Source organism: Neisseria zalophi (assembly GCF_008807015.1).
Taxonomy (GTDB): Bacteria; Pseudomonadota; Gammaproteobacteria; order Burkholderiales; family Neisseriaceae; genus Neisseria; species Neisseria zalophi.
In genome coordinates this window covers 2,162,418-2,179,673 of the sequence record NZ_CP031700.1, presented here as the reverse complement: position 1 = coordinate 2,179,673, position 17,256 = coordinate 2,162,418, and the positions used below count along the sequence as shown (strand labels likewise).

17 protein-coding genes and 1 pseudogene are annotated in these 17,256 nt (G+C 43.0%); 8 read left to right on the top strand and 10 right to left on the bottom strand.

Features of this window, described 5'->3' with window-relative positions; all coding sequences use genetic code 11:
* Positions 1 to 98: 98 nt before the first annotated feature.
* Positions 99 to 1,133, bottom strand: a complete 1,035-nt coding sequence (gene purM, locus D0T92_RS10075) for a phosphoribosylformylglycinamidine cyclo-ligase (protein WP_151052520.1) — start codon at positions 1,131 to 1,133, stop codon at positions 99 to 101.
* A 188-nt stretch (positions 1,134 to 1,321) separates the two neighbouring features.
* On the opposite strand from purM, the gene D0T92_RS10070 reads away from it, so the two are divergent.
* The gene (locus D0T92_RS10070) at positions 1,322 to 2,392 is read left to right on the top strand and encodes an AI-2E family transporter (protein ID WP_151052518.1); all 1,071 of its coding nucleotides are present in this window, start codon (positions 1,322 to 1,324) and stop codon (positions 2,390 to 2,392) included.
* A gap of 152 nt (positions 2,393 to 2,544) precedes the next feature.
* Here the strand turns inward: D0T92_RS10070 and D0T92_RS10065 are convergent, their stop codons facing one another.
* Complete coding sequence (locus tag D0T92_RS10065; RefSeq protein WP_151052516.1) at positions 2,545 to 3,201, bottom strand: protein-L-isoaspartate O-methyltransferase family protein; 657 nt, start codon at positions 3,199 to 3,201, stop codon at positions 2,545 to 2,547.
* Positions 3,202 to 3,341: 140 nt separating this feature from the next.
* Complete coding sequence (locus D0T92_RS10060; protein WP_151052514.1) at positions 3,342 to 3,830, bottom strand: GAF domain-containing protein; 489 nt, start codon at positions 3,828 to 3,830, stop codon at positions 3,342 to 3,344.
* Positions 3,831 to 4,262: 432 nt separating this feature from the next.
* Here D0T92_RS10060 and D0T92_RS10055 point away from each other — a divergent pair, with 432 nt between their 5' ends.
* Complete coding sequence (locus D0T92_RS10055; protein WP_151052512.1) at positions 4,263 to 4,940, top strand: OmpA family protein; 678 nt, start codon at positions 4,263 to 4,265, stop codon at positions 4,938 to 4,940.
* On the opposite strand, the gene D0T92_RS10050 is transcribed toward D0T92_RS10055, so the two are convergent.
* A complete protein-coding gene (locus D0T92_RS10050; protein WP_151052510.1) occupies positions 4,897 to 5,556 on the bottom strand; it encodes a cation transporter in 660 nt (219 codons plus the stop codon). The genes D0T92_RS10055 and D0T92_RS10050 overlap by 44 nt on opposite strands.
* Before the next feature lie 68 nt (positions 5,557 to 5,624).
* Between D0T92_RS10050 and D0T92_RS10045 the strand changes: the two genes are divergently transcribed.
* The 3 genes from D0T92_RS10045 to D0T92_RS10035 all read left to right on the top strand — a co-directional run bounded on the left by D0T92_RS10045 (position 5,625) and on the right by D0T92_RS10035 (position 9,077).
* On the top strand, positions 5,625 to 6,023 hold the full coding sequence (locus D0T92_RS10045; protein ID WP_151052508.1) for a MerR family transcriptional regulator: 399 nt from the start codon (positions 5,625 to 5,627) through the stop codon (positions 6,021 to 6,023).
* Positions 6,024 to 6,280: 257 nt separating this feature from the next.
* Positions 6,281 to 7,957, top strand: coding sequence for a formate--tetrahydrofolate ligase (locus D0T92_RS10040; RefSeq protein ID WP_151052506.1), 1,677 nt, complete (start codon positions 6,281 to 6,283; stop codon positions 7,955 to 7,957).
* Between the two features lie 214 nt (positions 7,958 to 8,171).
* Positions 8,172 to 9,077: a patatin-like phospholipase family protein gene (locus tag D0T92_RS10035; RefSeq protein WP_191963641.1), complete on the top strand. Its 906-nt coding sequence runs from the start codon at positions 8,172 to 8,174 to the stop codon at positions 9,075 to 9,077.
* Positions 9,078 to 9,540: 463 nt separating this feature from the next.
* Here D0T92_RS10035 and ccoP read toward each other — a convergent pair.
* From ccoP to ccoN, 4 genes and pseudogenes are all read right to left on the bottom strand, one after another.
* Positions 9,541 to 10,468 (bottom strand): annotated as a pseudogene (ccoP, locus tag D0T92_RS10030) (cytochrome-c oxidase, cbb3-type subunit III); the annotation flags it as partial.
* Between the two features lie 29 nt (positions 10,469 to 10,497).
* Positions 10,498 to 10,665: a cbb3-type cytochrome oxidase subunit 3 gene (locus D0T92_RS10025; protein WP_151052502.1), complete on the bottom strand. Its 168-nt coding sequence runs from the start codon at positions 10,663 to 10,665 to the stop codon at positions 10,498 to 10,500.
* A gap of 4 nt (positions 10,666 to 10,669) precedes the next feature.
* Positions 10,670 to 11,281 carry a cytochrome-c oxidase, cbb3-type subunit II gene (gene ccoO / locus D0T92_RS10020; RefSeq protein ID WP_151052500.1) on the bottom strand — a complete coding sequence of 204 codons (612 nt, stop codon included), beginning with the start codon at positions 11,279 to 11,281 and terminating at the stop codon, positions 10,670 to 10,672.
* Between the two features lie 25 nt (positions 11,282 to 11,306).
* Entirely contained in the window at positions 11,307 to 12,743 is a 1,437-nt protein-coding gene (gene ccoN, locus D0T92_RS10015; RefSeq protein WP_191963640.1) for a cytochrome-c oxidase, cbb3-type subunit I, read from the bottom strand.
* Between the two features lie 323 nt (positions 12,744 to 13,066).
* Here ccoN and D0T92_RS10010 point away from each other — a divergent pair, with 323 nt between their 5' ends.
* The 3 genes from D0T92_RS10010 to D0T92_RS10000 all read left to right on the top strand — a co-directional run bounded on the left by D0T92_RS10010 (position 13,067) and on the right by D0T92_RS10000 (position 16,391).
* Positions 13,067 to 14,821: a M61 family metallopeptidase gene (locus tag D0T92_RS10010; RefSeq protein ID WP_151052496.1), complete on the top strand. Its 1,755-nt coding sequence runs from the start codon at positions 13,067 to 13,069 to the stop codon at positions 14,819 to 14,821.
* Positions 14,822 to 15,235: 414 nt separating this feature from the next.
* A complete protein-coding gene (locus D0T92_RS10005; RefSeq protein ID WP_151052494.1) occupies positions 15,236 to 15,889 on the top strand; it encodes a YoaK family protein in 654 nt (217 codons plus the stop codon).
* Between the two features lie 67 nt (positions 15,890 to 15,956).
* Entirely contained in the window at positions 15,957 to 16,391 is a 435-nt protein-coding gene (locus tag D0T92_RS10000) for a TIGR01244 family sulfur transferase (protein ID WP_151052492.1), read from the top strand.
* A gap of 92 nt (positions 16,392 to 16,483) precedes the next feature.
* Here the strand turns inward: D0T92_RS10000 and iscX are convergent, their stop codons facing one another.
* Complete coding sequence (iscX, locus tag D0T92_RS09995) at positions 16,484 to 16,678, bottom strand: Fe-S cluster assembly protein IscX (RefSeq protein ID WP_151052490.1); 195 nt, start codon at positions 16,676 to 16,678, stop codon at positions 16,484 to 16,486.
* Positions 16,679 to 16,738: 60 nt separating this feature from the next.
* Positions 16,739 to 17,080: an ISC system 2Fe-2S type ferredoxin gene (fdx, locus tag D0T92_RS09990; protein WP_151052488.1), complete on the bottom strand. Its 342-nt coding sequence runs from the start codon at positions 17,078 to 17,080 to the stop codon at positions 16,739 to 16,741.
* Positions 17,081 to 17,256: the final 176 nt, after the last annotated feature.

Sequence of the window (17,256 nt, the reverse complement as noted above, 5' to 3'; positions counted from 1 at the left end):
GTAACGGCTACTGTATTTAATAAACATAGATAAACCATAGGCCGTCTGAAACTTTTTCAGACGGCCTATGGTTTGCAAGTTCTTTAAACGTTTAGCTTTTAAGCAACTTGTGTTTGATGCTCATCGCCCTGACGTTCTCTGATGACACCCAAACGGTAAACCGTTTCACCTTGTTGGGCTAAGAATTGTTGCAATGCATCTGCTTCTTCTTTGGCTACAATCACTGCCATACCGATGCCACAGTTAAAGGTACGATACATTTCCTGTATTTGTACACTGCCGGCTTTTTGCAGCCATTGGAACAATTTGGGCAACGTCCAAGCATTGGCATCAATTTGGGCGACGGTGTTTTCAGGCAAAATACGCGGGATATTTTCGGTAATTCCACCGCCGGTAATATGTGCCATGCCTTTAATATCGAATTGTTTTAAAGCGGCCAGAATCGGTTTAACGTATAAGCGGGTCGGCGCAATAATGGCTTGGCGTAGGGTTTTGTCGCCATCGAAAGTGCTGTCTAAATCGGGGTTGTCACGCTCAATAATTTTGCGGATTAATGAGTAACCATTAGAGTGGGCGCCATTGGAAGCCAAACCGAGCACTACATCACCCGCAACAATATTGCGGCCGTTAATCACTTTGTCTTTTTCAACCACACCAACGGCGAAACCGGCCAAGTCGTATTCACCTTCCGGATACATACCGGGCATTTCGGCTGTTTCGCCTCCGATTAGGGCACAGCCGGATTCTTCGCAGCCTTGGGCAATACCTTTGATGACATCGGTAGCGCGGGTTACATCCAATTTGCCACAGGCGAAGTAATCTAAGAAAAATAAAGGTTCTGCGCCCTGTACTAAAATATCGTTGACACTCATGGCTACTAAGTCAATGCCGACGGTGTCGTGTTTGTCCCAGTCGAAAGCAAGTTTTAATTTCGTGCCGACACCGTCGGTGCCGGAAACCAATACGGGGTTTTGGTATTTTTTGCTAATTTCCACCAATGCGCCGAAACCGCCCAGATCACCTAAAACTTCGGGGCGCATGGTGCGTTTGGCAAAAGGTTTGATGTTTTCAACCAGTTGGTCGCCTGCGTCGATATCTACGCCGGCATCTCGGTAGCTTAGTGAATCGCTCATGGTTCGGGCTTTCTGTAAGGGAAAATTGCGTATATTTTACCCGAATTCGCAGCGGTATGCCTTGTGTCGTGTAAATAATTTCAAATTACGTCCGCTTGTTTCGTATAGGTGCAAAATAAGAGATAAACTGCTATGCTTATTGCCGCTTTTTGAAGCACGTTTCCGATTAAATCCGAACAAGGGTAGTTATGTATCAAAGAAGAGCCCGCGGTGCGAAACCGTGGATTATTATGGCGGTTGTACTGCTGTTGCTGGTGTGGTTGTTATTTGCTCTGAGTAATATTCTCACGCCGTTTATCGTGGCCGCAGTGTTGGCTTATATCTTAAACCCGTTGGTTGAAAAATTGCGCCATAAGGGCATGAAGCGCCCTCTAGCTTCGATGTTGGTGATGATTTTCGCATTATTGCTGTTGTTGGCTTTGGTATTGATTATTGTGCCGATGCTGGTGAACCAGTTTAATACGATGTTGGAACGTCTGCCGGGCATCGTCGATTTTATTCAGAACAAGCTGTTGCCTTGGTTGAATAATTTGGTCGGCGAATATGCACAAATTGATACCGCCAGTATGGCTGCATGGTTGAAATCGCATACAGGTGAGTTAAATAATGCGGTCGGAAAGATAGCACCGACATTGGTGCGCCAAAGTGGAACGGTGGCATTGGGCTTGAGCAATATGTTCCTTCTGCCGTTTTTATTGTATTACTTTTTGCTCGACTGGCAACGTTGGGCATTTGGTATTAAGGCATTGGTGCCGAGACGGTTTGTCGATACTTATACGCGTATATCCGGCAATATGGATAAAGTATTGGGTGAGTTTTTGCGCGGTCAGCTATTGGTTATGCTTATTATGGGTGTGATTTATGGCGTAGGCTTGATGCTGACAGGGCTGGATTCGGGTTTTGCCATTGGTATGATTGCCGGTATTTTGGTGTTTGTGCCTTATTTGGGTGCATTTACCGGCTTGTTGCTGGCAACGGTGGCGGCATTGCTGCAATTTGGTTCATGGCAGGGCTTGCTGATGGTGTGGGCGGTATTTGCTGTCGGCCAGTTTTTGGAAAGCTTTTTGATTACACCGAAAATTGTCGGTGACCGTATCGGCTTGTCGCCATTTTGGGTGATCTTTGCATTAATGGCTTTTGGTCAGTTGATGGGTTTTGTCGGTATGTTGGTAGGATTGCCGCTGGCTGCTGTGACTTTGGTACTGCTACGCGAAGGGGCGGATGCTTATTTCAAAAGTAGGTTTTATCGGCATAAATAATATAAAAGCAGCATTTAATTTGTTGTAGATTTAGGTGCTGCATTTTAACTTAAATTCGTTGGTATGCATTTATTTATTAAAAGTTAAAGAGGCCGTCTGAAATGGTTTTCAGACGGCCTCTTAATAATATAAAAAATCAAAAGACAATTTTATTAGAAATTAAATTTAGCTGCTAAAGATTTTTCAGGAACAGCCAAACTTGGAATCAGTGTATCGAACAATACTTTTTCGATATAGCTACCGCCTTCTCGGGTAATTAGTAATGCACGTTGTACGGGGGCGCCGCCAACGACAACCACCATACGGCCACCTTCTTTGAGGCGGTTTTTCAGTGTGTCGGGAGCTTCCGGTACACTGCCGCCAACGTAAATCGCATCAAAGAGGTTACCATCCCCTTCGTCTGCGATACCGTCACTGATTTGATAATTGATATTGTTTAAGCCGATTTTATCTAATGCTTCTTTGGCGCGTTGTTGTTGTGCGCTATCGATATCGACAGTGGTGACATTACCGCTGAGTTTATAGAGTAATGCGGTTGCATAACCCGAACCGGTACCGATTTCTAATACTTTATCGCTTGGTTTTAATGCCAAACCTTGAACCATACGGGCAACGATTTTAGGCTCTAACATGCTGCCGCCGTTGGGTAAAGGTAGGGTTTTATCTGAATAGGCATAGGGTAGTTGCGATTCGGTCACAAAATATTCGCGCGGAATTTCGGCCAACGCATCCAATACATCGAAATCCAACACATCCCAAGGGCGGATTTGTTGTTCTACCATATTGAAACGTGCTTGTTCAAAATTCATTCCGTGCTCCGTTATAGCTAGTGGGTTGGTGAGTGGCAGCTTCCCGTGTCTATATAGAGTGCCGGGAAGGTTTTTATTTAATAGATACAGCTTATAATTATAATGGTTTTCAGGCAGTGACAACAGTCTTTCAGACGGCCTTAGCCAAGATAACGGGTAATTATTTCAGCCAGCTTGCCTAAATAATATGCATCAGTGTCGTCAAAACAGGCCAGTTCGGTTGAGTCAATATCTAAAATTGCAAGTAGCTGTTGTTTTTGGTTCCATACAGGTATCACGATTTCCGACTGTGATTGTGACGAACAGGCAATATGATCGGGGTGTTGGTTAACATCTTCAACAACTATGGTTTCGCCTTTTTCCCATGCTTGTCCGCAAACACCGCGTCCGTAAGGAATACGTGTGCAGGCGAGTGGGCCTTGAAAGGGGCCGAGTACCAATTGTTTAGTCTGGGTATCGGCCAGATAAAAGCCTACCCAAAACCAATCGAATGTGGTTTTTAATACGGCGGCGATATTGGCCAAGTTGGCGATTAAATCAGACTCGTCTTGAATAAGGCTTTCAATTTGCGGCAGTATTTCTTTATAGACTTCATTTTTATCGATACTGTTGATTTGTAGCGTATGCATGGTATGGATTTGTCCGGCGGTATGAAAACCGTTATTGTTGCGGTAGTCGGATTGGTGGTCAAGTTTGTTGTCATCCGGCTAGGATATGGATCAGCAGGCATTGTGTGTTTGGATATAAAAAGCAAAGATATTTTTCAAGTTAAGTTTCAATATGATTATTAGATATTAGAAGGGTTGTCTCATAAAAGAGACGGTTTTTTTATTCGGATGGTCTAAATTTCTACTGTAAAGTAAGTAAGCGATTAGCTTTGTAATATCAAGTTAAGTAAACTTTTGTTCTTATCAATGTTCTATATAGTTAGTAAGATATTTTGTCTGCTATATTCATTTAAACTTATATTTGATGGAAGCTGGTATTGAAAATATATCAATTTTCCTATTATTTGTGTGACAGAGAGTCCGCAATATTTTATTTATCTCGAAAGGAAATTCATGAAGATGTTAAAACCTTTAACCGTATTGGCTACCGCTTCGGCTTTGGCGTTGGCCGGTTGTGTAACCGACCCTGTTACAGGTCAGCAAAGAGCTAGTAAAACGGCTATGTACGGATTAGGTGGTGCAGCTGCCTGCGGTATTATCGGTGCGCTGACGCATGGCGGTAAAGGTGCGCGTAACTCTGCATTGGCCTGTGGTGCGATTGGTGCCGGTGTGGGCGGTTATATGGACTACCAAGAAAAACAATTACGTGAAAGCTTGGCGAATACAAATGTGGAAGTGGAACGTAACGGTAACCAAATCAAATTGGTGATGCCTGAGAGTGTGACTTTTGCAACCAATAGTTCAACTTTGAATGGTAATGCCATTGATGCTTTAAATAAAGCTGCTGAAACTTTAGTAAAATATCACGATACTACGCTGACTGTTGCCGGTCATACCGATAACACCGGTTCTGATGCCATTAACGAACCGTTATCACGCCGTCGTGCTCAATCGGTTGCGGATTATTTGCACCAAAGAGGTGTGGCCGCTTCACGTTTAAGTACTGTTGGTTATGGCTCGCGTCAGCCGGTAGCCGGCAATGATACTTGGGAAGGCCGTGCGAAAAACCGCCGTGTCGAGATTTTGATCAATCCGGATCAAAATGCTGTTCGTGCTGCGCAACAAGGCTGATTTTAGGTCGTGCCGATAATTCTGTATTTGCATGACGTATAATTTGTACAGCCGCCTGTAGTGCCAAGACTGCCATCGTAACGGCAACCAGTAAATCCGGCCATGATGACTGGGTGAACTGCACGGCAAAGGCGGCTGCAACAACCATTATATTGCCGATAGCATCGTTGCGTGAGCATAGCCAGACGCTGCGGCGGTTGCTGTCGCCATTGCGGAAAGCAAACAACAGAACGGCAACAATAATATTCGCTATCAAAGCGATAACACCGACTATCCCCATATCGTGATGATTGGGGATATTTCCATACCAAAAATGGTATAGCGTAGAAGCCAGTACCCACAAGCCGAACCCGCCCATGGTATAACCTTTTATCCATGATGCTTTGGCTCGGATATGTAATGTTTTTCCTACTACAAAAAGGCTGATGCCGTAATTGGCAGCGTCGCCGAAAAAATCAAGCGAGTCGGCCAATAATGACACCGAGCCAGCTTTAATACCCATAATGATTTCAACTGCAAACATTAGGGCATTGATGAAGAGTGCTATCCAGAGAATATTACGGTAGCGGCCATTATCGGCGTTTTCCGTAGAGCAGCAATGATGTGTACAGGCCATGATCTATCCTTAAAAACTGAAGGAGTGTTAAACTGTAAAGCCTGTAGTTGCTACAAGGTCAAGGGTATATGAAGACATTGCGCACCATCAGCCAACTGAGTAAAGCCAGTGGCGTGAGTACGGAAACTATACGGTACTATGAGAAAATCAATCTGTTGTTGCCTGTACGACGTTTAGCGAACGGCTATCGTCAATTCGATGATGCGGCATTGGCACGTTTGATATTTATTAAAACGTGTCGTTCGCTTGATTTTGCTTTGGAAGATATTCGTGTTTTACTGACATTGCAAAATGAGCCGCAGGCATCCTGTGATATTGCCGATACTATAGTAAACCGTTATTTACAGACGGTGCGTGAGAAAATTACGGCATTACAACAAGTGGAATCTTTTTTGCAGGGTATTGCTGATTGTCGGGAGCAGGTGGTTACCGATTGTAAAGTGATTAGAACGTTGCAACAGTCTTAATATAAATCAGGAAATAGCCATATTTTTAGATTTTAAATTCATTTTCTTTTGGAATATTCCGGAGTAAACCGATTTTAGTTTATTTATGAGATGAGGCCGTCTGAATCGTTTCAGACGGCCTCATCTCATAAATCATATCATCAGAAATTATTCTATATTTAGCTTATAAAAAGAGAATGATAATTGATACAACTATATAGAAAACACAGCTTACTATATAATACTTCTATTTGCCACCTTCTAAACAGGAAGCCATAATGAGTTACAAAACCGATGCGGAAATCGCCCAATCTTCCACTATGCGCCCTATTGGCGAAATTGCTGCCAACCTAGGCTTGAATGCCGATCAGTTCGAACCATACGGTAAACATAAAGCCAAAATCAATCCGGCCGATGCTTTCGCCCTGCCGCCAAAGCAAGGCCGTTTGATTTTGGTGACGGCCATTAACCCTACGCCTGCGGGTGAGGGAAAAACTACGGTTACTATCGGTTTGGCCGATGCGCTCAACCATATCGGCAAGCAGGCCGTTATTGCATTACGCGAGCCTTCTCTCGGCCCTGTATTCGGTATTAAAGGCGGTGCGGCAGGCGGCGGCTATGCCCAAGTTTTGCCGATGGAAGATATCAATCTACACTTTACCGGTGATTTTCATGCTATCGGTGCCGCCAATAATTTATTGGCTGCCATGCTCGATAATCATATTTATCAGGGTAATGAACTAAATATTGATCCCAAGCGCGTGTTGTGGCGCCGTGTTGTGGATATGAACGACCGCCAGTTGCGTAATATTATCAACGGTATCGGTAAGCCCACTGACGGTGTGATGCGACCTGACGGTTTTGATATTACTGTGGCTTCCGAAGTAATGGCGGTATTTTGTTTGGCCAATGATTTGGCTGATTTGAAAACCCGGTTGGGCAATATTCTCGTTGCCTATGCCAAAGACGGAAGCCCTGTTTATGCCCGTGATTTAAAAGCCAATGGTGCTATGGCGGCATTATTGAAAGATGCGATTAAGCCGAACTTGGTGCAAACTATTGAGGGCACACCGGCATTGGTACATGGCGGACCGTTTGCCAATATCGCGCATGGTTGTAATTCTGTGCTGGCGACCCGCATTGCCCGTCATCTCGGCGATTATACCGTTACCGAAGCCGGTTTCGGTGCCGATTTAGGAGCGGAAAAGTTCTGTGATATTAAATGCCGCTTGGCAGGCATCAAGCCGGATGCTGCTGTGGTTGTAGCGACTGTTCGCGCTTTGAAATACAACGGCGGAGTGGAGCGTGCAAACTTAGGGGATGAAAATGTAGCTGCTTTGGCAAAAGGTCTGCCTAATCTGTTGAAACATATCAGTAACCTGAAAAACGTATTTGGCTTGCCCGTTGTTGTGGCGTTGAACCGTTTTGTGTCGGATAGTGATGCCGAATTGGCCATGATTCAGACGGCCTGTGCGGAACACGGGGTTGAAGTATCGCTCACGGAAGTATGGGGTAAAGGCGGTGCCGGTGGTGCGGATTTGGCTGAGAAAGTTGTTAAGGCGATTGAAAGCGGGGAAAATCATTTCCAATTTGCCTACGATACCGATTTGAGTATTCAGGAGAAAATCCGTACGATTGCCCAAAAAATCTATGGTGCCGATGATGTGGATTTCAGTGCCGAAGCATTGGCCGAGATAGCTTCTCTTGAAAAACTGAACTTGGATAAAATGCCCGTGTGTATGGCAAAAACCCAATATTCATTGAGTGATAATGCCAAACTATTAGGCAAGCCCGAAGGTTTCCGCATTACGGTGCGCGGTATTACCGTATCTGCCGGTGCCGGTTTTATTGTGGCATTATGCGGCAATATGATGAAAATGCCGGGGTTGCCGAAGGTTCCGGCCGCAGAAAAAATTGATGTTGATGCGGATGGTGTGATTCACGGATTGTTTTAAAATAAGTATTTTATAATAGTTGGTTTAGGCCGTCTGAAATATTCAGACGGCTTTATGTTAGAGATATTTCATCATTTTTAATTTCTTTACCTTAGTGCTCGTGAGAAACCATATAGAATATTCAGCAATTATTTTGGCCGAAGCGATATTGATTTTATAGGTATAATAAAAAATTAAGCTGAATGATTTAAAACTTCATTAGGTAAATAAGACTATGACAATAAATAAAGGTTATACCCGTCGTGGCCTATTGGCTGCGTCTGTTTTTATATTGGCTGCTTGTGGTACCACTTCTCCATCTGTTCCGAAACAGCCGACCGTACAGCAAAAACCGCAAGCGGTGGTCGGCTTGGCATTAGGGGGAGGGGCATCGAAAGGCTTTGCTCATATTGGTGTTTTAAAAGTATTGAAAGCCAATAATATTCCGGTAAATGTGGTTGCCGGAACCAGTGCCGGTTCGATTGTAGGCAGTTTATACGCCAGTGGTATGTCGCCTGATCGTTTGGAATTGGAAGCGGAAATTTTAGGGAAAACCGACTTAGTCGATTTAACCCTGTCTACGACCGGCTTTATTAAAGGGCAAAAATTACAAGATTATATTAACCGAAAAGTTAACCAACGCCCGATTCAGTCTTTACCGATAAAATTTGCCGCAGTGGCAACAGATTTGGATAGTGGTCGTATGGTTGCTTTTAACCGTGGGAATACCGGGCAGGCAGTACGGGCATCAGTGAGTATACCGAATGTTTTTCAGCCTGCAGTTATTGGTGGCAAACGTTATGTGGATGGTGGTTTATCAGCACCAGTTCCAGTTGCGGCGGCAAAAAATCTTGGGGCAAACTTTGTGATTGCGGTTGATATTTCAGCTAAGCCGGCAAAATTGAGCGAAGCAGGCTTCTTTTCTTATCTTGACCAAAGTTTGAATATTATGAGTACGGCAGCTTTACAACGAGAATTAGGTAATGCTGATGTGGTTATTAAGCCGCAAGTACAACATTTAGGATCAGTCGGTGGGTTTGATCAGAAAACCGAAGCCATTAAATTGGGAGAAAAAGCGGCATTGGCGGCATTGCCGGAAATTAAACGTAAATTATCGGCATATCGTTATACAGCCCGATGAAAAAAGAAAATGAAATCGCTGTTTATTATATAAATTATTTTTTGTTTTAACTGTATAAGGCTGTCTGAAAATTTCAGACAGCCTTATACATAAGTAGAATTAATATTAAGAGTTTCAGAAATATTGGAAAAAATAAGTTGGCTGTTTTCCAATAAACAAGAATGGGGTAGGGAATAACTATTTATACGAATATTGATTTTGATTGACTATAGCGCATGAAAAAACGCACCTTATAATTTTTTATAAGGTGCGGGTGAACGGTTAGTTTATTATAAAATGCGTTGGTGAGGCTGGCTATATTTTATATAGGAAAGTAAACCTCTATTACACATTTCAAACGTTGTAGAAACAACTTAATTGGATGCAGCATTACCTGTATCAGTATCAGATGCAGCCGGTTGTTCAGGTGTGGATACCGCTTGTGCCGGAGTTTCTGTATTGCTTACTTTTTGAGCTTGCGGCTGACCGTTTGCATTAGAAAGACCCCATACATAGGCTGTCATAATATGAAGTTTGTCATCATCCAAAAAGTTTTCCCAAGTTGGCATCTGACTATGGCGACCGTTGGTAATGGTTTCGATAATGGCTTTTTGTGTGCCACCCCATAACCAAATATTATCGGTTAAGTTAGGGCCTAAGCCTTGAATACCTTGGCCTTTATCACCATGGCAAGTAAAGCAGTTTGCCGGGCCGCCATGGAAGAGTGCATCACCACGTTTGGCACGTTCTTCGTCGTATTGGTCTTTGTTTTTAGATAAAGACATCACATAGTTGGCGACATCTTTTACGCGTTCCTCACCTAATGAAGGACCCCATGCAGCCATAGTGGCAACTCGACCTTTTTGAATGGTTTCTTTAATTTTTTCAGGTTCACCACCCCATAACCAGTCGTTATCGGTAAGATTGGGGAAACCTCTTGAACCTTTTGCATCAGAACCGTGACATTGGATACAGTAAGTATCGAATAGGTTTTTACCAATTTCTCTGGCTTGCGGATCTTGGGCAACTTGCTCAACAGACATATTGGCAAATTTTGCATATAGCTTGCCATATTGTTCGTTAGCCTCTGCAACCTCTTTGTCATATTGATTGTGGCTTGTCCAATTTAAATAGCCTTTATAGTCACCTAGGCCGGGATAGAGAAACAGATAGCCTATTCCGAATAACCAGGTGCCGACATAAAGCCAAAACCACCAGCGGGGTAGGGGGTTGTTATATTCTTCAATACCGTCCCATGAGTGTCCCATGGTTTTGACATCTTCACCTTTTGGTGGGGCTTTGACTTTATTTTGTGAAAGTAACAGCCAAGCCAAACCGATAAAGCTGAGTAGGACAATAACGGCAATGTATATGTTCCAGAAATTACTGGTAAATTGGGAAGTTGTGTTCATTATATGCTCCGTTATCACGGCTAACCGGGTTAATGCCCGCTTTTATCATTATCAGGGGTATCGTTGTCTTGCATAATGCTGTTGGCAGCATCATCGTAATTGCGTTTGTTTCGCTTGTTTAAAACGATATAGAGAACCAACATGAAACTGATAAATACCCAAACAGTGAAAAGCGAGCGAGCCCAGTTAATATCCATGATGTTACCTTACGTTTTTCAGTGCTAAGCCCAAGCTTTGCAGATAAGCAATTACAGCATCAAGTTCTGATTTATCAGCCAACTCTTGCGGGGCTTTTTCAATCTCTTCGTCGCTGTAAGGAGTGCCAACCGCACGTAAAGCCTTCATGTGGGTTACTGTTGTATTGGCATCGACTTTATTGCGAGCCAGCCAAGGGAAGGCGGGCATATTGGATTCAGGCACGACGTCACGAGGGTTAAGCAGATGGATGCGGTGCCATTCATCAGAATAGCGTCCGCCCACACGTGCCAAATCCGGACCGGTACGTTTGGAACCCCATTGGAACGGACGGTCATAAACTGACTCGCCGGCAACGGAGTAGTGACCGTAACGCTCGGTTTCTGCCCTGAACGGACGGATCATTTGTGAGTGGCAGTTGTAGCAGCCTTCGCGTACAAAGATATCACGGCCTGCGACTTGTAATGCTGAATAAGGTTTTACGCCTTTGATGGGCTCTGTGACCGCTTTAGTAAAAAATAACGGCACAACTTCAATCAAAAGCCCGAAGCTGATTACCAAGAAGGTGAAGATAATCAATACGCCGACTTTTTCTTCGACTAATTGTTGCAATTTCATTTTGGTAGCCTGTCTTTCTTATATTTTAGTGGTGTTGTGCTTGAGAAATGGCAGGAATTTCGGCATCTACCGGTTTACCGCTGATGATGGTGCGATAAACGTTATAGGCCATAATAACCATACCGCTCAGGTATAACAGGCCGCCTGAAAAACGAATCATATAGAAAGGCATACTGCGTTTTACAGACTCTACGAAAGAGTAAGTCAGTGTGCCGTCATCGTTTAAAGCACCCCACATCAAGCCTTGCATTACACCGGAAATCCACATAGAAGAGATATAAAGGACAACACCGACTGTGGCAATCCAGAAATGTGCTTCAATCAATTTGATGCTGTGCATTTCTTTGCGGCCGAACAGGCGTGGAATCAGATAATAAATCGAACCGATGGTAACAAAGCCTACCCAGCCTAATGCACCGGAGTGTACGTGGCCGACAGTCCAGTCGGTATAGTGGCTTAAGGCATTAACACTCTTGATAGACATCATAGGACCTTCGAAAGTAGACATACCATAGAAGGAAAGTGAAACCACCAAGAATTTCAAAATCGGGTCTGTACGCAATTTGTGCCATGCACCAGACAGTGTCATGATACCGTTAATCATACCGCCCCAAGAAGGTGCGAAAAGAATCAACGACAATACCATACCCAATGATTGTGTCCAGTCGGGCAGGGCAGTGTAGTGCAGGTGGTGAGGACCTGCCCACATATAAGTAAAAATCAGTGCCCAGAAGTGGACAACGGATAAACGGTAAGAATAAACCGGACGACCTGCTTGTTTGGGAACGAAGTAATACATCATGCCCAAGAAGGCTGCTGTGAGGAAGAAACCAACTGCGTTGTGGCCGTACCACCATTGAACCATGGCATCAATTGCACCGGAGTAAACCGGATAAGATTTCATCACACCGGCAGGGATACTGATATTGTTGACGATATGCAAAAGAGCAACGGCCAAAATAAACGCACCGTAGAACCAGTTGGCAACATAGATATGTTTGATTTTACGTGTGGCAATCGTACCGAAGAATACAACGGCATAGGCAACCCATACCACGGCAATCAGAATATCAATCGGCCATTCCAATTCGGCATATTCTTTACCTTGGGTGTAGCCTAAAGGTAGGGTAATCGCGGCCAGAACAATCACTAGCTGCCAGCCCCAGAAAGTAAATGCCGGTAGAAACTTGCCACCGAACAAACGGACGTTACAAGTACGTTGGACTACATAATAAGATGTGGCAAATAAACCGCAGCCGCCAAAAGCGAAAATCACAGCATTGGTATGCAGTGGTCGGATTCGGCCAAAGTGAAACCATGGTCCGATGTCTGAAAGATTAAGCATAGGAGCGAACAGTTGTCCGGCGGCGATAACACCGACCAACATGCCCACAATGCCCCAAACTACAGTCATGATGGCGAATTGACGCACCACTTTGTAGTTATAAGTTTGCGTTTCCATAAGGGTCTCCATTAAACATGGCAGTTAACACACTTATCGGTTTGCTCCGGCTTGCTTAAATAGACCAAAGATGCACCCGATTTTTCTTAATTTAACACCGCCGGTAAAGTAAAATTACGCAACTAACGGTAGTTTAATCTGTGCATTTTAAATCAAAACCCATACTGAACCAAGCTTAATCGGTAGAAAAATCTTGAAAAATACCCAGGTTCGGTTGCGCAAGGCTATAATGTGTTAGATTATAGATTCACCACATAGTTTTTCTTGATTTAAGTCAAATTTCTTTAAACTCAAATACAGAATTTAACAAAAGAAAGCAATATATGCTTCAGTATTTTATCAGACCTAAATGCTTATCTCACGAGTGGCAGGTGTGTTTAACACTGCATTGCAAAGACAACATTCCTTTACAAATCAAACTTCCTAACTGGGTGCCTGGTAGTTATCTGATTCGTGATTTCTCACGTCATATTGTTGATATTCAGGCAACTTGTAATGATGTACCCAAAGCATTGAAGCAGATTTCAAAAAACTGTTGGGAAACACCGCCTGAAAGTGGCGAGTGGCAAATTTACTATACGGTTTATGCCTATGATTTATCTGTTCGAGGCGCTTTTTTAACATCGGAGCGCGGCTTTTTCGATGGAGCATGTTTATTTTTAAATGTGGGCGGCTTTGAAGCTCAGCCTCACAAGGTTATTTTAGATGAGTTGCCGAATGGTTGGGCGGTAGCAACGACAATGCCTCAAACAGCACCCAATCGGTTTCAGGCGGCCTCGTATGCCGAATTGATTGATCACCCTGTCGAACTTGGCCGCATTGAAACCTTAACGTTTGAAGCCGGTGGTATTCCCCACCGTATTGCTTTGAGTGGGCATTACCAATCTTTTAATCGAGAAAGATTGGTTCAGGATATTCAAAAAATCTGTTCCAGCCAGTTGGAAATGTTTTCAGGAAATGCACCTTTTAAGGAATATCTGTTTTTATTGCATGTCGGTGATGATATTTATGGCGGGCTTGAACATATCAGCAGTACGGCGTTGCTGGCTGATCGCAATAGTTTGCCGTCTGAAAAGATGGGTGAGGAAGCAGATGACGCCTATATCCAATTGCTTGGCTTGTTCAGTCATGAGTATTTTCATGCTTGGAATGTGAAATCTATTAAACCGGAAGTATTTGTGCCTTACCGATTAGACTCGGAAAGTTATACCGAACAGTTATGGGCGTTTGAAGGTATTACTTCTTATTATGATGATTTGTTTTTGGTACGCAGCGGTGTGATTCGACCGCAGCAATATTTAGAGCTATTGGCAAAAAGTATTACCCGTGTTCAGCAGGGCTTTGGCCGTCTGAAACAAACTTTGGCGGAATCGAGTTTTACGGCATGGAATAAATTTTATAAACAGGATGAAAACAGCACAAATGCTATTGTGAGCTATTATCAGAAAGGTGCATTAGTCGCATTATGTTTGGATTTATTATTGCGTAGTCGTAGTGATGGTAGAACAAGTCTTGATGATGTGATGCGGGCATTGTATCGGAAGTGGTGTGAAAACGGCCAGGGTATTCCTGAAGGGCAATGGCAGGTTTATTGCCGTGAAATTACCGGTTTGGATTTGGATGATTTCTTTCAGACGGCCTTGTATTCAACGAAAGATCTGCCTTTGGTACAGTGTTTATTCGATGCGGGTGTTGCTTTGAATTGGTTGCCGTTACCGCGCAGTCACGGCGGTGGTTTTGTAATGGAAGCGGCGAAATGTGAGCAGGCTACCGATTTTGGTGCGAAATTTAAACAGCTAGAAGACGGTATTGTCTTAACTCATGTTTTAAGCGGCGGAAGCGCGGAGCAGGCGGCGCTTTCCCCAAAAGATAAAATCATTGCGCTAAACGGCTTTGCTTGTAAGGCTTTTGAAAAGCAGTGGCAGTCATTATCGGTAGGCGATATTGTGCATATACATTATTTCCGAGACGGAGTATTGCATGAAACCGATTTGACGGTACAAAAAGCAAAGCCGGAAACAGCAATGTTGAGTATTGAAAATCAATCTTTGCTGAAAGCATGGTTGCAGGCATCTTGATTGATTTCGGTATTAGTTGCTTGATTGAAAGCAATACTTAAATACAGACGGTATTCAATTTGAATGGTTACTTCAGTTTGTTGAGGCCGTCTGAAATCAATTTATATTGAGTTTGGGTATAACTTGATTGGTCAATTAATAGCTGTTATTTGACAGCTTCAGATATATATATCAGTAAAATAATGAGCTTAATAATCGGATGTTGCAAAAAATCTCATGGTTATTGAGTGGTGCTTTTACCCTTATTTTACGATTTATATCCGCCATAAATTCTTTTTATAAAACTAAGGGTAGAGGCTCAACAGTCTAATGACTATTCTATATTAAACACATTAGTTCCAAGTCGAAATACATATTTTGCTGTTTTTATTGAATTGGCGTAGACTTTTGATGAATAAAAAGGTACGAATAAAGATGTCTGACAAAATTCATGAACGCTTAGAATTTGGAATGGTGCTAGCGGCAATTGCAGGTGGGTTGGATGCTTACACCTACTTGGTTCATGGCGAGGTTTTTGCAGGGTTGCAGACAGGTAACTTTATTTTACTTGGAATCCGTCTGGGGCAAGGAAGTTGGGCGGTGCTGGTTAATTATGCGATTCCAATCATTGCTTTTTTCTCAGGGGTGTTGCTGGCAAGTCATATACAGACAAAGATTATAAAAAATCAACAGTTGTGGTTTTTAATTTTTGAGACTGCGATATTGCTATTCGTTGGACTATTTTCTCCCGTTATGCCACATCTTTTGGTGAATGCATTACTTTCAATCGCTGCGGCAATGCAATTGCAGGCATTTACCAAGTTAAAGGGTAAGCCTTTTACTTCTTTGATGATGACAGGAAATTTGCGTAATCTTTCAACAAATTTTTTTGGAGGTTATATTAATCATGATCCTGACAAAAAAATTGCTTTTCAAGATACGTTTCTCATTTTAGCCAGCTTCGCTTTTGGTGCGTTATTGAATGGATTTTTTGTAACTTATTTTGCTCAACGAACGATTTTGTTTAGTTTGATTTTTTTAGGTATTGCAATCTTTTTATTAATAAAAGACAAACAAGCTTTTCTCTGATATACCTAATAAAAAAGAGAAATAAGGCTTGGTAAGTTTATTAAATAATATAAGGAGTATAAATATTATGACTATCCGGCGATTGACCGATAAAATTTATATTGCATCTCAATTAACGCATACTTCAGTGGCAGAAGCAGTGGCATTGGGTATTAAAAGTGTGTTTTGTAACCGTCCGGATGGGGAAGCGATAGATCAGACCAGTGCCGAGCAGATGAAGCAGTGGTTTGAAGAAGCCGATATCACTCAATTTGTTTATCTGCCGGTGACCGCTCCTATGATTAACGCCGATGTGGCAGCTGAATTCAGAGCGCATTTGACTGATGCGGATGTACCTGTTTTGGCTTATTGTCTAACCGGTACACGCAGTTCACTATTATGGGCTTACGGTGAAGTGGCAAATGGTATGGCAGTGGCTGATGCCATAGCCATGGCTCGTAATGCCGGTGTAGATTTGTCTTCTTTTGAAGGTCGGTTACAAGAAGCGGCAAAAGGAGCTTAATTTTCTATTCTGTATTAATAAAAAAAGCAACGCAAATAAAATGATATTTGCGTTGCTTTTTTTATTGTGCTGTTTTAATTTTTAGGTTGGTTTTATTCCGCTTCTTCAATCCAAGCCAATTGGACGGCCTCGAGAATACGCTCTCCGCAACGGTCGGGATCATCGTCAAAATCGGGTAAAGCCATAATGAGTTCGCGTAATTTGGTAAAGCGTATGGTTTTGGGGTCGATATCGGGGTGTGTGTCGTAAAGCTCTTCGGCAATTCGTAAGGTATCGGTCCATTTCATGATTCGGTTCCTTATAGTCGGGGAGGTAAAGCCTTTTTAGGAAAGATTACCGGCAAGTGGTTAATGATGTTCACGGGCGTGGTTGATAGTGTATTTGGGAATTTCTACCACCAGATCTTCATCGTTTACTTTGGCTTGGCAGCTTAAGCGTGATTCGGCTTCTAAGCCCCATGCCTGATCAAGTAAGTCTTCTTCAATTTCAGACGGCTCTTCCAAACTGTCGAAGCCTTTCCGCACAATCACGTGGCAAGTGGTGCAGGCACAGGATTTTTCGCAAGCATGGTCGATTTCAATATCGTTATCCAACAAAATATCACAAATGGTTTGGCCTTCAGGGGCATTTTCTATGGTTTTGCCTTCGGGGCAGAGATCGGCGTGTGGGAGAATGGTTATTTTAGGCATGTTGTTCCTGTTTGTGGTTTGGCGGGCTTTAGCCGGCCGTTATAGTAGGGCTTGTGTTCAAAATATATGGATTATCCGGTGTGGATTTTATAATTATCGACATAGTTTCGATAGTGTTTCATTGCTATCGGCGGTTTTGCTCATCTTTATCGCAATTATCATGTACCGTTTTCAGA

What these genes read in the sequence shown, in the direction of transcription:
- D0T92_RS10070 (WP_151052518.1), top strand. Translation starts at nt 1,322, where the DNA reads ATGTATCAAAGAAGAGCCCGCGGTGCGAAACCGTGGATTATTATGGCG.
- fdx (WP_151052488.1), bottom strand. Translation starts at nt 17,080, where the DNA reads ATGCCTAAAATAACCATTCTCCCACACGCCGATCTCTGCCCCGAAGGC.
- D0T92_RS10025 (WP_151052502.1), bottom strand. Translation starts at nt 10,665, where the DNA reads ATGGATATTAACTGGGCTCGCTCGCTTTTCACTGTTTGGGTATTTATC.
- D0T92_RS10005 (WP_151052494.1), top strand. Translation starts at nt 15,236, where the DNA reads ATGTCTGACAAAATTCATGAACGCTTAGAATTTGGAATGGTGCTAGCG.
- D0T92_RS10040 (WP_151052506.1), top strand. Translation starts at nt 6,281, where the DNA reads ATGAGTTACAAAACCGATGCGGAAATCGCCCAATCTTCCACTATGCGC.
- D0T92_RS10010 (WP_151052496.1), top strand. Translation starts at nt 13,067, where the DNA reads ATGCTTCAGTATTTTATCAGACCTAAATGCTTATCTCACGAGTGGCAG.
- D0T92_RS10065 (WP_151052516.1), bottom strand. Translation starts at nt 3,201, where the DNA reads ATGAATTTTGAACAAGCACGTTTCAATATGGTAGAACAACAAATCCGC.
- D0T92_RS10035 (WP_191963641.1), top strand. Translation starts at nt 8,172, where the DNA reads ATGACAATAAATAAAGGTTATACCCGTCGTGGCCTATTGGCTGCGTCT.
- purM (WP_151052520.1), bottom strand. Translation starts at nt 1,133, where the DNA reads ATGAGCGATTCACTAAGCTACCGAGATGCCGGCGTAGATATCGACGCA.
- D0T92_RS10050 (WP_151052510.1), bottom strand. Translation starts at nt 5,556, where the DNA reads ATGGCCTGTACACATCATTGCTGCTCTACGGAAAACGCCGATAATGGC.
- D0T92_RS10055 (WP_151052512.1), top strand. Translation starts at nt 4,263, where the DNA reads ATGAAGATGTTAAAACCTTTAACCGTATTGGCTACCGCTTCGGCTTTG.
- ccoO (WP_151052500.1), bottom strand. Translation starts at nt 11,281, where the DNA reads ATGAAATTGCAACAATTAGTCGAAGAAAAAGTCGGCGTATTGATTATC.
- ccoN (WP_191963640.1), bottom strand. Translation starts at nt 12,743, where the DNA reads ATGGAAACGCAAACTTATAACTACAAAGTGGTGCGTCAATTCGCCATC.
- iscX (WP_151052490.1), bottom strand. Translation starts at nt 16,678, where the DNA reads ATGAAATGGACCGATACCTTACGAATTGCCGAAGAGCTTTACGACACA.
- D0T92_RS10000 (WP_151052492.1), top strand. Translation starts at nt 15,957, where the DNA reads ATGACTATCCGGCGATTGACCGATAAAATTTATATTGCATCTCAATTA.
- D0T92_RS10045 (WP_151052508.1), top strand. Translation starts at nt 5,625, where the DNA reads ATGAAGACATTGCGCACCATCAGCCAACTGAGTAAAGCCAGTGGCGTG.
- D0T92_RS10060 (WP_151052514.1), bottom strand. Translation starts at nt 3,830, where the DNA reads ATGCATACGCTACAAATCAACAGTATCGATAAAAATGAAGTCTATAAA.